Below are 12,114 nucleotides of genomic sequence, written 5' to 3'. Positions count from 1 at the left end.
CAACAACAGCAGGTGCATTTGGATGGTTGTGGCTCACACCTGTTTCGCATGAAAGGGCTTCTTATTCAGGGGTTATTGTCTTTGGAGTTATTCTTCTGGTGGTTGCTGTAACATATCTTTTATTGCACGCAAGACGAACTTCCATCCACAGGACACCACTTTGGGACTGTGGTTTTGAAAAAGTTACTTCACGGATGCAGTATAATGCCACATCTTTTTCAATGCCTATACGGAGGATTTTTGGATTTTTCTTTAATGTCAAAGAACAGGTAAGGATTAAACAGACTCAGAGACATCCTGCATTTCCTGAAAGATTGCACTATCATTTACGCATAAGGGATAGATTCTGGAACTGGATTTATCAGCCTATCAGTGATTTAAGTTTCTGGGTCTCGCGAAAGGTCGGGAGACTCCAGCAGGGCAGGATACAGGTTTATCTGGTTTATTCATTTATAACTATTATAGTGCTTTTATTGTTTTTCAGATGACAGGATTTCTAATAGAAATATTGCAGGTTTTAGTTGTTCTTATAGGGACGCCTGTATTTGTCGGCTGGATAAGGACGCTTAAATGCTGGACTCAAAGCAGGGGTACTGCCGGCATACTTCAGCCTTACAGGGATATTTTAAAACTATTCCATAAAGACATCATGCTTGCTGAAAATGCATCATGGATATTCAGGTTCACCCCGTATCTTGTATTTGGTATATCTGTATTGGCAGCAGGAATTATACCTATACTTTCTGTGGATTTACCTCTGGCAAAGACAGCAGATGTTATTGCACTTGTTGCACTTTTCGCAATAGCAAGATTTTTTATAGCGCTTGCAGGTATGGATATAGGCACAGCCTTCGGCGGTATGGGCTCAAGCAGAGAGATGATGATAGCATCACTTGCAGAGCCTGCAATGCTTATGGCAATATTTACTGTATCACTCATAAGCCAGTCAACATCCCTGTCCCAGATAGCGCATGTAATTGCCTACGGAGAGTTTATTTTAAGACCATCGATGGCATTTGCCTTACTCGCATTCATTTTGATCACGCTTGCAGAAACAGGGAGAATCCCTGTGGATAATCCTGCAACGCACCTTGAACTTACAATGATTCACGAGGCAATGATACTTGAATATTCAGGCAAACACCTTGCTTTAATTGAATGGGCAGGTATGATGAAACTATTTTTATTTACATCTATAGGGATTGCGGCATTCTTTCCATGGGGCATTGCACCCTCTGGCAACATGGCTGCAATACCTCTTGCATTATTTTTAATGATTATAAAATTTGCAGTCGTAGGCACAGGGATTGTGCTAATAGAAACAGGACTTGCAAAGATGAGGATATTCAGGGTTTCTGAATTTCTTGGGAGTGCATTCCTGTTTGCCACACTTGGAATGCTTTCATACTTTATACTGGAGTAAATTAAAATGATTGCAGCCCAGATAAACAGCGTTATGGCAGCGCTTATACTGCTTACATCATTTGGTCTTCTTGTGCAGAGGAGGATGTATGCACTCCTCCACATATTTGCATGGCAGGGACTTTTCCTTTCTATAAGCACAGCCGTTGTCGGCTATGTGTCAGGCACGCACCATCTCTACATCTCTTCTGTCCTGACACTTGCTTTAAAGGTTATACTCCTCCCGTATATCCTGCATATACTTATTATCAAACTCCAGATACATAAAGAGGTTGAAACAGATGTAAATGTTCCTACTACAATGCTAATCGGCATCGCACTTGTTATATTTTCATATCATCTTACTTCGCCAATAAGGGAACTCTCAACGCTTGTAACCCGTTCCACAATCGCAGTGGCACTTGCCACAGTCATGCTCGGACTTCTTATGATGATTACAAGAAAACATGCTGTAACACAGATTATTGGATTCCTTTCAATGGAAAACGGGCTTTTCTTTGCGGCAACAAGCGCCACTTACGGTATGCCTCTGGTAGTGGAACTTGGCGTTGGTCTGGACATACTCATTGCAGCATTTATATTTGGAATATTCTTCTTTCAGATACGGACAACATTTGACAGTCTGGATGTGGAAGATATGACAAAACTGAAGGAAGGGGACTAAAAAACAGACATTAGACATCAGACTTTAGACCAAAAGCATTAAGTCTATAGTTTGTAGTCTATAGTCTGAAGTCTGTATTTTATGATACTTCTCATCTTGCTCAGCATACCATTTCTCGCAGCAATCATCCTCGCCTTTGCAGGCGACAGAAAGATTGCGCCGGAGATAAATATTTTAGGCTCTGCCGCTACATTTGCAGCAGGCATTGTCCTCGCGATACAGGTTTATATGTATGGGCCAATAATTACCGGCGGCAAATTTTTCTTTGTTGATGCATTTAATATCTATCTGGTTGTCCTTACATCTTTTGTGTCCATGACAACCGCCATGTTCAGCAGAAGATATATGAGGCATGAAAGGGAGCACGGCCGTGTCGGACACTGGGGCATGAGATTTTATCACGCCATGTTCCAACTCTTTATATTTGCCATGCTTCTAGCGCTTCTTACAAACAATGTCGGTGTCCTATGGATATCAATGGAACTTGCCACCTTATCAACTGTGCTGCTGGTCTCTCTTTATCAAACACCTGCTGCTATTGAGGCAGCATGGAAGTATTTTATACTCTGTGGCGTCGGCATTGCTTTGGCGCTATTCGGGACAGTGCTATTATATTTTGCCGCAGAAAAGGTTTTGGGCGAAGGCGGCGAGGCACTCCTCTGGACAAATTTAAACCAGGTAAGCGACAAACTTGAGCCGACCGTCCTCTCTCTGTCCTTTGTATTTCTGATGGTCGGCTACGGCACAAAGGTCGGACTTGTCCCGCTTCACAATTGGCTGCCTGATGCACACAGCGAAGGTCCAACACCAATATCAGCAGTTCTTTCAGGGCTTCTTTTAAATGTTGCATTGTATGCCCTTGTCAGATGCAAGGTTTTGGTGGATGGCGCCACAGGTACACATAAAGCAGGTTATATAATGATGGGTTTTGGTATGATTTCCATTCTGATTGCAGCATTTTCCATTTTAAGGCAGAAGGATATAAAAAGGATGTTTGCATATTCATCAATAGAGCATATGGGTATAGCAACATTTGCATTTGGCCTGGGCGGACCAATCGCAACATTCGGCGGCTTACTGCACATGCTTGCACACAGCCTTACAAAGTCTTCAATATTCTTTACAGCAGGACATGCATCGCAGATGCACTCTACTCAGGAGATGGACAAGATAAAAGGGCTTATAAGGGGAAACCCCCTTGTCGGCTGGGGGCTTATACTTGGGGCAATTGCCATAGTCGGCATGCCACCTTTTGGGGTCTTTATGAGTGAATTCCTGATATTAACAGCAACCATGAAGGACGCACCCCTTATGACACCTCTTCTTTTAATAGGGCTCGGTGTTGCATTTGCAGCAATCTTCAGGAGGGTTCAGCCGATGGTTGCAGGCATGGTGCCACCGAATCAAAAGCCGCTCAATGCAGCACATATACCAGTACTGCTTCACATTGCACTGGTTCTTATTATAGGTCTTTATATGCCTGACTTTCTTTCTCAGTGGTTTCATAAGGCAGTGGAGATTTTGAAATGAGCGAATTGAAAAATGCAATTACATCATTGTTTGGGGCAGATGCAAGAAAGGATGATAATCAATATCCTTTGGATGTGCCTTTATATCATGTGCCTGTGGAAAGGTTTGCTGAAGCAGCAAAGGCAATGAAGAATTCAGGTGCAAGACTTGTAGCGGAATGGGCATCAGATGAAATATTATTTAGAAGAGGATTTGGTGTGTTTGCCTGTTATGCAAAGGCTTCAGAATACCTGATTATAAAGGCAGACCTTCCTGAAAATGACCCTACATTCCCAAGCATCACAAAAAAGTTTGTTCCTGCATATAGGTTTGAACGACAGATAAAAAGCCTTATGGGTATTGAACCAACTGGACATCCTGATTTACGGCCATGGATAAAACATGAAGACTGGCAGAAGGATGTTTATCCTCTGAGAAAGTCGTTTGATGTGAAACAACCTCTGAAACGGATAAAAGGTGAATATCAGTTTATTAAGGCAGATGGTGAAGGGGTATATGAAATACCTGTCGGTCCTGTCCATGCAGGTATTATTGAGCCGGGGCATTTCAGGTTTCAGGCAGTTGGGGAGGACATAATAAATCTTGAGGAAAAACTTGGATATGTGCATAAGGGGATAGAAAAGAGATTTGAGACAATGTCATGGATGGATGGAGCAAAACTTGCCGGCAGGGTATCGGGTGATTCAACTGCTGCACATTCAATTGCATACTGTAGAGCAGTTGAGGCAATCTCAAAAACTAATCCGCCGGAAAGGGCATTGTGGCTCCGTGCACTCATGCTTGAAAGGGAGCGGATAACAAACCATCTTGGTGACCTCGGTGCAATTGCAAATGATGCTGCATTTGCATTTATCCTGTATCAATTCTCAAGACTGAAAGAACATATACTCCGCACTAATTATAAACTCTTTGGACACAGATTTATGATGGACAAGGTAATACCCGGCGGAGTAAATGTTGATTTAACTCCTGAAGGCAGGGATATAATATTAAATGAACTTGAATCATTTGAAAAAGAATTTGAAAAACTTGTTACCATATATGATGAAAACCCGTCACTTGAGGACAGATTGAGAGGCACAGGCATCCTTACCCCTGAAAAGGCAAAAGAGTTATGTGTTGTCGGTTTTGTGGCAAGGGCGAGCGGACAAAATCAAGACTCAAGAATACAAAGTCCTTTCCCACCGTATGACCGCATTATTCCAAAGATAAGAGTGCTCAATTCAGGCGATGTCCATGCCCGTGCATGGGTGAGGATAGAAGAGATACGGGATTCAATTCGGATTATACGCGAAATATTAAAGACAATGCCTGCTGGCGAGGCTGCATCAGGGTTTAATCAGCCATTACCTGATAAGGCAGGTTTTGCTGTTGTTGAAGGCTGGCGCGGCGAAATCGTTTACTGGGTTCAGTCAGGAGCAAAGGGTGAAATAAACAGGTGTATGGTGAGAGACCCGTCCAGTGTCAATTGGATTGCATTAGAAGAGGCAATACACGGGAATATTGTTCCAGATTTTCCGCTCTGCAATAAGAGTTTTAATCAGTCATATTCAGGGAATGATCTATAAAGGTAGGGACTAGGGGTTAGTTATGTTAAGAATTCTACATCAAATATTCCGCACAGGCATTGTTACAGAGCCTCTCCCTCGGGAAATTGAAAGCGAGATAGAGGTTGTGGGGGCAAAATTAGAAGATGCCATTCTGAAACGTTTCCGCAGGAGCCTTACCATACGACAAATTGATGCAGGCTCATGCAATGGCTGTGAGTTGGAAATTCATGCTGTAAATAATCCAATTTACAACTGTGAAAGGTTCGGGATACATTTTACTGCATCACCACGGTTTGCAGATATTCTCCTTATTACAGGGCCTGTCTCTATAAACATGGAAACAGCGCTCAAAAGGACATACAATGCAACCCCACCACCAAAACTCGTTATAGCAGCAGGCGACTGTGCCTATGATGGAGGGGTCTTTGGGAAGTCTTATGCCTCTCTTGGAGGCATAGGCAGTATCATACCAGTTGATGTCTATATAAAGGGTTGTCCACCTTCTCCATCCTCTATAATCCAAGGTATCTTAAAGGCAACAGAAAATACAGGTGTCAGTAATCCCCGAATTTGCACTGGGAAGAATAGATGAGTTTTATTATATTGTTGCTATTGGTATCCTCTTTCTTTAAATCACCATAGGATTTTGTGCATAGAAAAGATTTACATTGCCCTTTATATGCCCCACCGCCCTGCCAGTAAAGATTTACCTTATCACCTGCAGATAAAGATATGGTGTCACCTGGTAGCCATGATTTGCATTCACCATCATTGATTTTATAATCACTTGTTTCATAATCCTGATTAAGAATGGCAAGTTTCACACTGCTGTCCTTTTCGCCATCACTGCTCCCTGTCCCTGTTCCCGTTCCACTGCCTCCGCTGCCTGCAGGATTTATTGTTATTGAAAGGGTCTTATCAACAGTCCTTGCAGGTAAGCCGCTGTCTGTAACCCTTATGGTAAATGAATATGTCCCTGCCTGTGTTGGCGTGCCTGTTATTGTCCCTGTTGCATTTAAACCTAAACCAGAGGGCAGGTTTCCTGATGTCTTTGTCCATGAATATGGAGGTTTTCCGCCTGTTGCCCCAAGTGTTGTTGATGGATATGCCTCCTGAACCTTACCGTAAGCAAGGAATTCTGTAACTATCCTTGGTGGATTTGGGTTTACAACTATGGTTAAACTCCTTCTTGATTCTCTCGCTTCGGCATCCATTAAACCAATTGTAAAATTATAAGTTCCTGCCTGTGTTGGTGTGCCTGAAATCAGGTTGGTAGATAATGCTACACCGGGCGGCAGACTGCCAGATATAATACCCCATGTATAAGGGAGTGTCCCGTCTGTTGCTCCCAAACTTATTTGTGCATATGGAACCTCCTCTGTTCCAGAGGGCAGATTGTCTGTAGTTATATTAATTCCATGACATGCCTTTTCCCGCAGAGAATCTATCTCTATATATTCAACTATATCATCATATATACTGCCTGTAGAAGTAGCAGCGCCTGTCTCTAAAATGGAAAAGGGGTTTGTCCCGGTATCACTGTTTGTATTTTCACCGCTGCTTAAAATAACAGTTACAACTCTATTTTTAGGACTGCCTTTATCGTTTAGTGTTAAAAACTGGGGGTTAGTTGTGCAGAGGTCATTGGTAGTGAGATTAGGAGAGGGGAGGAAAAAGATATCCTTACCATAAGAATCTTGTGTTTTTACACCCAAAATATTTAATGAGGCAGGGAGTTTTTTTTGTGAAACGGTATAGCCGATAACCGCTTCCTTAACAGTTTTGACTGTTTCCCTTGTTTCTGTAAGTTTAGCCCTTTTAATAAGGGGACCCATCATTGATACCCCTATCCCAACCAGTATCCCCATTATTACCAGAACAATGGCAAGTTCAATCAGAGTGAACCCTTTTTTTGATAATCTAAAATATGGCTGAGAGAGGATACACATAATCTTTAGAAGATTGGCTAAAACATAAAGACTCTGGATTCCCGCTTAAAGATTGCGGGAATGACAGAAAGAAATGTCAAGTTATTTATTGCCTTCACTATAAATGGCAGAGAGCAAAGGGCATAGAGTTTTTACCCTATGCCCTTAAAGTTTTTGGTCATATCCTGACATCCATAAATATCATTGTTGTTCCCCATGCAGCGTTTCCATCCGACCGTTGGATATCTCCTGTGTTAGCGACCCCGTCATCATATCTTGTATCAAAGTCCTGTGCCACATCACCGGATATAGATATCTCTACAACATTACCTGACCATCCTGTTCTAATACGGTAGACATAGTAAGCATACCCGCCGTAAGAGGTCTTTGGATAAAAACTCTGTCCCACACCCCTTTGCCCGGCAATTATCCCTGCCCCCCTTAGGTGGTCCCATGCTGTTGTAGTTTCTGTAATAAGCCCATCTCCATTGCCGTTTGCTGCCCCGGCAAAGCGTGTAGATGCCTGTGGGTCATCACCTGGTATGGCATTGTATTTCCCTGAATATGAATGAACTGCTGCTATCCAGCCGTCCACATCATTTTTTAACCTCTTCATCTTTGCGTCTGCTATAAGCGAGCCTCCTTTGATTACCGCGCCGATAAGGAGTCCTATAATCACAAGGACTATGGACAACTCAATCAGGGTAAAACCTTTTTTGCTAAATACTCTTTCCATTTTTGAATACCTCCTTTTTGTCATTCCCGTGAAAACGGGAATCCAGTTTTTTCAAGTAGTTGCTTATGCTCTAGATACCCGCTCCCCGCTTAAAACATGCGGGGACAAGATTCACGGGTATGACGACTTTTTACGAACTCGTCTTCCTTGGATTTAGTTTACTATTTCATCCTAATATCTAACCAGAAACCACCATTCTCAGGTGAGTCTGTCCAGTTAGTTCTTCCATCCCATCTCCTTATGTTTCCTGTATTTGCTGTGCCATTATCATATTTTTCATCGTATTCCTGTGCCTTCTGAGCAGGCAGCCATACCCTGAAGGCATTGGATTGCGGGGGCCACCAGCTAACAACAACAAAATATGGTCCATATTGACCGCCATAGACTGTCTTTGGTCTTGCTGATGCAGATTCTCCTGCCGTTGCCTCGCCATCCACAAGCCCTGCCCTACGCAGGTGGTCCCATGGTCTGTCATTATTACCATCATTAAAATATCCGTCACCATTGCCATTAGCAGCCCCTGACCATCTTGCACTTGCCTTTGTGTCATCACCGGGCAAGGCATTGTATTTGTCAAAATATGTATATGCTGCTGCCATCCATGTATCAACATCCACCTTTACCCTTTTCATCTTGGCGCTGTCTATCAGGTCGCCTCCTTTTACAACTGCCCCGATTATAAGACCAATAATCACAAGGACAATTGCAAGTTCAATCAGCGTAAACCCCCTTTTGTCATGTAATCTTGCTGCCTTCATAGTTTTTTTCCTCCTTATATTGTAGTCGCAGAGCCTGCCCCTGAATGCTTTTATCAGGGGCTTTAGCCTGCGTTCAACCCATTGATTTTATTGACTCTCATCGCAACCTAAAGGTTGCGGCTACCAATTCCCGAAGGATGAGGGGTGGATTTTTTAAGCGATACCTATTTACTTAGATATATCGGGATTTTTTTTCATAACTTTAATCTTTTCATAGACCTTTAATGCATAATCCCTGCTGCCGTTATACCGCCAGATTGCATCCCATGTATAACCATATCTATCAATAAGTCCTTTTAGAAGCATGGCTGATGCATGAAGGTTTTTACATGGCTCAAAGAGTTCTTTTGGGTCCATACCATAACCCTTTATGTTCTTTACATTGATCTGCCCTATTCCAATGTCATAGTTATACCCAAGTCTGTCAAGGTTCTTTATTTGTTCTATTGCAGATTTTTTAGATGTAGGATATACGGTTTTAACAGACCTTCCATTTTTATTGACATTTATAGCGTAAGGATGGTTATTGCTCTCTACAGTTGCAATAGCCTGAAGCAGCAGAGGATTAATATTGTATGTTCTTGCAGCCTCATCAAAGCAGAAACTTAAGGCACTACCGGGATAGACTAGGTATAGCCAGATGCATATCATGAATATAAATCGGACACACTTCATTTTACTGCCCTGCCTTTTTTCTTATTACAGTCTTTAAAAACAGCACAAGCTCTGTCCTCTCATTGATTTCTTCTTTATTCCTAAATAGGAGATTGATTATAGGTATCTTGCCAAGTATAGGGATACTCTTTTCTGTAACAGAGTTTTTTTCCTTGATGAGTCCGCCGATTGCTATCATCTCTCCATCCCTTACCCTTACAATGGATGTCATCTCCCTTAAGTCAACTGTTGGCAGAGACAGCGTTGTGGTGGCAACGGTCTTGTCTGTCAGGGTAACGAGTTCAGATATTATGGGCGTTACCATTAAGACGATTTCACCATCCTTTTCAATATACGGTGTAACACCGATTATGATTCCTGAAAGGACACCGCTTGTTTCAACAGAGACGGTTTCTATTGGCGGTGTGCTTTGCGTGAGTGTCCGTTCCACCTTTGATATAAAGGAAGTGCTTCTTCCAGCGCTTAAAAGACCTGTCTGCCCATTAACAATATTGAGTGTTGGGTTGGAGAGAACCTTTACATTGCCCTGCTCTTCAAGCGCCCTCAAGACAACATTAAAGTCACTGGATGCAAAGTTTATGCTTGCCAATGGTCCAGAAGCGGATACAATACTGTTAAACCCGCTCTGGGAAATAGTGGTTTTACCTCTAATGATATTACTCCAATCTATCCCGTATTTTAACCCGTCTGAAAGGGTAACCTCTACAATCTTTGCCTCAATAATAACCTGCCTGTCTTGTGGTAACTGCTTTGACAAAGAGGATGTTCTTTTCAATATGGTAGAAATAGCCAAATGGATATAATATGGACTCTACAGCATCTTTTAAGGGCAGATTTTTAAATGTTACGGTAATGAATACATCTATATTTACACCCGAGTCAAATACCAGATTGAGATTTGCCTCGCTCGCAACGATGTAAAGGGTGTCTCCAAGGGATGCCCGTTTTACTGACAAGGAATAGACCTTTGAATCAATTCCATTTGAAGTTGTTTTTAAAGCAGGTGTCTTTTCACTATCAGATGAAGGGGTTTCATTATTTGTTCCAGTTTGAGACCATGCTGTGTTGAAAGAGGCGGGAAAGGCGAGAAATGCAAGAAAGATGAAAAGAAGTGAGAAGAACAAAAAGGGGTTCAATGCCTTTTTTGTATTTTCCGCGTTTCTCGCCTTTCTCGCGTTTCTCGCGTCTTTTATCTTATAAATAACCATTCTTCACTGCCTCCATTTATCAGTAAGACCTTATCTGTCTCTATTGCCCTTATAATGCTGTTATCGGCAAGGGCATCCCCTTCCTTTAGGGTTTTTCCATCAATCATAGCGATTTTTTTGTCTTCCATGATTAGTATCAGCATAAGGTTATGGGGGATTTTCTCTATCTTTTGCTTTGTATCTTCAATCTCTTTTTTATCCCCCTGTTTCTCTTTTGCAGGCTGAGGGAGGATTTCTGAGATGGGCGGCAGTTCCATTTGTTTCTTGATAGAAAATATATCACGGATAGGTTTTAATTCAGAAGAAACCTTTTTTGTTTCAGTAATTACAGGTTTTTCCTCCATTTTCTTTATACTTGCCTCGTCAGGGGTGAGCCCGTCTGTTTTAATTGTCGCGCCAATCCAGATAGAAAAACTAATGACAAGTATAGGCGGTATTACCAAATATAGTATAGATTTCTTCAGATAACTCATTTGGATATCTTCCCTTTGATAGTATAGACACCTTCTTTTGTTCCCTCTATATTCATTACAATAAGGTTATTTGTCTCCTCTATTGTCTGTAGGTACTTTAAAGAGTTAATAAAATGCTTGAAGTCAGGTGTTTTGACAGTTATCGTCAAAGGAATGTCATCTGCAAGCAGGGAACCATTAACCACCACATTTCCGCCTGTTCTAACCCTTATCTCATCTACTATTTCCATTGTCTTTTTTAGGTGATTTGTCGGGGCGGGAGATGTTCTTTCTATCCCCTGTTTGCCTTTTGTTTCCTGCATCCTTGCCTTTATCCACTCAATCTTTGTGCTTACCCTATTCAGTTCTGCTGCCACTACCTTAAGGGTAATCTTTTGTCTATGGGTGTAGATATTTGCAAATATTATAGCAGAAAAGATAATAATTGTAAACGCATAAAAGATAATATAGCCTTTGAGTTCTTTATACATGGTTTGCCTTTATAGTAAACTTTATTGTCTTTTCAGATACAGACATGGATGATTCTGTTACATTCATATTCTCTATAGATTTAATTTGTGCAACAAACATGCCAATCACAGTATAGGCATTATTGCCAATCGCAGATGTCCCTTCCATTTGGATTTCCCACTTTCCGCCTGTTGGTATGATTTTAAAGTTTTCCAGTTCTATCTCAGGCGGCACCAGATTTGACAAGTTCACAAGAAACTCTTCCGCACCTGACAGGTCAATCTTTTCCTTTATAGGCATACTTGTTAAACTGGACATATAGTTGATTGCAGAGCCTATATCAGGTGTAGCTTGCCCCCGTATTGATAATACCCTTGCCTTTATATCTGACACCTCTTTATAGGATAATCCAAGGTGCAGCCCCATTATAATGCCTATTGCTAAAAAAGATACCCCTGCATTTCTGGCAATGGATTTGACGACTCTGCCTGTGGAATATACCTCTGGCAAGAGGTCAAATTGTCTATCTGATAGTAATGCCCCAAGAGGCAGGATATATTCCATAGCAATATCAGGCGGCAGATTCTGAACCTTTGAAACAGGGTCAAATAGGCTAATCGGTATAGAGATATTACCAATAGGAACCGTATCATTCCCAGAATAACTAAACAGATAAATACCAGATGGCATTTCCTGATATGTCTGGGCAATATAGTTTAT

Annotated in this window: 15 protein-coding genes; 6 read left to right on the top strand and 9 right to left on the bottom strand. The window is 41.7% G+C overall.

Features of this window, described 5'->3' with window-relative positions:
* The 6 genes from HZC45_01555 to nuoB form a co-directional block, all read left to right on the top strand.
* The coding region (locus tag HZC45_01555) for a hydrogenase 4 subunit B (GenBank protein MBI5681852.1) at positions 1-488 on the top strand (488 nt) is incomplete at its 5' end.
* Positions 485-1,423 (top strand): NADH-quinone oxidoreductase subunit H, encoded by a 939-nt coding sequence (locus HZC45_01550; protein MBI5681851.1) that lies wholly within the window; start codon positions 485-487, stop codon positions 1,421-1,423. The genes HZC45_01555 and HZC45_01550, both read left to right, overlap by 4 nt.
* Positions 1,424-1,429: 6 nt before the next feature.
* Positions 1,430-2,086: a formate hydrogenlyase gene (locus HZC45_01545; GenBank protein MBI5681850.1), complete on the top strand. Its 657-nt coding sequence runs from the start codon at positions 1,430-1,432 to the stop codon at positions 2,084-2,086.
* Positions 2,087-2,167: 81 nt separating this feature from the next.
* The gene (locus HZC45_01540) at positions 2,168-3,616 is read left to right on the top strand and encodes a hydrogenase 4 subunit F (protein MBI5681849.1); all 1,449 of its coding nucleotides are present in this window, start codon (positions 2,168-2,170) and stop codon (positions 3,614-3,616) included.
* A complete protein-coding gene (locus tag HZC45_01535) occupies positions 3,613-5,184 on the top strand; it encodes an NADH-quinone oxidoreductase subunit C (protein ID MBI5681848.1) in 1,572 nt (523 codons plus the stop codon). The genes HZC45_01540 and HZC45_01535 overlap by 4 nt, the downstream gene beginning before the upstream one ends.
* Positions 5,185-5,206: 22 nt before the next feature.
* The gene (gene nuoB / locus HZC45_01530) at positions 5,207-5,758 is read left to right on the top strand and encodes an NADH-quinone oxidoreductase subunit NuoB (protein MBI5681847.1); all 552 of its coding nucleotides are present in this window, start codon (positions 5,207-5,209) and stop codon (positions 5,756-5,758) included.
* Here nuoB and HZC45_01525 read toward each other — a convergent pair.
* The 9 genes from HZC45_01525 to HZC45_01485 all read right to left on the bottom strand — a co-directional run.
* Positions 5,721-7,115 (bottom strand): putative Ig domain-containing protein, encoded by a 1,395-nt coding sequence (locus HZC45_01525; protein MBI5681846.1) that lies wholly within the window; start codon positions 7,113-7,115, stop codon positions 5,721-5,723. The genes nuoB and HZC45_01525 overlap by 38 nt on opposite strands.
* Positions 7,116-7,272: 157 nt before the next feature.
* Positions 7,273-7,830 (bottom strand): type II secretion system protein, encoded by a 558-nt coding sequence (locus HZC45_01520; GenBank protein ID MBI5681845.1) that lies wholly within the window; start codon positions 7,828-7,830, stop codon positions 7,273-7,275.
* Between the two features lie 161 nt (positions 7,831-7,991).
* Entirely contained in the window at positions 7,992-8,588 is a 597-nt protein-coding gene (locus HZC45_01515) for a prepilin-type N-terminal cleavage/methylation domain-containing protein (GenBank protein ID MBI5681844.1), read from the bottom strand.
* Positions 8,589-8,756: 168 nt separating this feature from the next.
* Positions 8,757-9,263, bottom strand: a complete 507-nt coding sequence (locus tag HZC45_01510) for a transglycosylase SLT domain-containing protein (GenBank protein MBI5681843.1) — start codon at positions 9,261-9,263, stop codon at positions 8,757-8,759.
* Position 9,264: 1 nt separating this feature from the next.
* Positions 9,265-10,020, bottom strand: a complete 756-nt coding sequence (locus tag HZC45_01505; GenBank protein MBI5681842.1) for a hypothetical protein — start codon at positions 10,018-10,020, stop codon at positions 9,265-9,267.
* On the bottom strand, positions 9,980-10,471 hold the full coding sequence (locus HZC45_01500) for a hypothetical protein (GenBank protein ID MBI5681841.1): 492 nt from the start codon (positions 10,469-10,471) through the stop codon (positions 9,980-9,982). The genes HZC45_01505 and HZC45_01500 overlap by 41 nt, the downstream gene beginning before the upstream one ends.
* A complete protein-coding gene (locus HZC45_01495) occupies positions 10,453-10,944 on the bottom strand; it encodes a hypothetical protein (protein MBI5681840.1) in 492 nt (163 codons plus the stop codon). The genes HZC45_01500 and HZC45_01495 overlap by 19 nt, the downstream gene beginning before the upstream one ends.
* Positions 10,941-11,414 carry a hypothetical protein gene (locus tag HZC45_01490; protein ID MBI5681839.1) on the bottom strand — a complete coding sequence of 158 codons (474 nt, stop codon included), beginning with the start codon at positions 11,412-11,414 and terminating at the stop codon, positions 10,941-10,943. Before HZC45_01490 ends, HZC45_01495 begins: the two co-directional genes overlap by 4 nt.
* Positions 11,407-12,114 (bottom strand): hypothetical protein (locus tag HZC45_01485; GenBank protein ID MBI5681838.1); only part of this gene is annotated, 708 nt, incomplete at its 5' end. The genes HZC45_01485 and HZC45_01490, both read right to left, overlap by 8 nt.

It is taken from the genome of Deltaproteobacteria bacterium (assembly GCA_016223005.1).
Classification (GTDB): Bacteria; Desulfobacterota; GWC2-55-46; order UBA9637; family GWC2-42-11; genus JACRPW01.
The sequence above is the reverse complement of the archived record's forward strand: the minus strand, read 5'-3'. Positions and strand labels throughout refer to the sequence as shown.

Bases quoted from the DNA above. Each gene is read 5' to 3' on its own strand.
- HZC45_01490 (MBI5681839.1), bottom strand. From the start codon at position 11,414: ATGTATAAAGAACTCAAAGGCTATATTATCTTTTATGCGTTTACAATT.
- nuoB (MBI5681847.1), top strand. From the start codon at position 5,207: ATGTTAAGAATTCTACATCAAATATTCCGCACAGGCATTGTTACAGAG.
- HZC45_01510 (MBI5681843.1), bottom strand. From the start codon at position 9,263: ATGAAGTGTGTCCGATTTATATTCATGATATGCATCTGGCTATACCTA.
- HZC45_01540 (MBI5681849.1), top strand. From the start codon at position 2,168: ATGATACTTCTCATCTTGCTCAGCATACCATTTCTCGCAGCAATCATC.
- HZC45_01550 (MBI5681851.1), top strand. From the start codon at position 485: ATGACAGGATTTCTAATAGAAATATTGCAGGTTTTAGTTGTTCTTATA.
- HZC45_01500 (MBI5681841.1), bottom strand. From the start codon at position 10,471: ATGGTTATTTATAAGATAAAAGACGCGAGAAACGCGAGAAAGGCGAGA.
- HZC45_01525 (MBI5681846.1), bottom strand. From the start codon at position 7,115: ATGTGTATCCTCTCTCAGCCATATTTTAGATTATCAAAAAAAGGGTTC.
- HZC45_01515 (MBI5681844.1), bottom strand. From the start codon at position 8,588: ATGAAGGCAGCAAGATTACATGACAAAAGGGGGTTTACGCTGATTGAA.
- HZC45_01535 (MBI5681848.1), top strand. From the start codon at position 3,613: ATGAGCGAATTGAAAAATGCAATTACATCATTGTTTGGGGCAGATGCA.
- HZC45_01545 (MBI5681850.1), top strand. From the start codon at position 1,430: ATGATTGCAGCCCAGATAAACAGCGTTATGGCAGCGCTTATACTGCTT.
- HZC45_01495 (MBI5681840.1), bottom strand. From the start codon at position 10,944: ATGAGTTATCTGAAGAAATCTATACTATATTTGGTAATACCGCCTATA.
- HZC45_01520 (MBI5681845.1), bottom strand. From the start codon at position 7,830: ATGGAAAGAGTATTTAGCAAAAAAGGTTTTACCCTGATTGAGTTGTCC.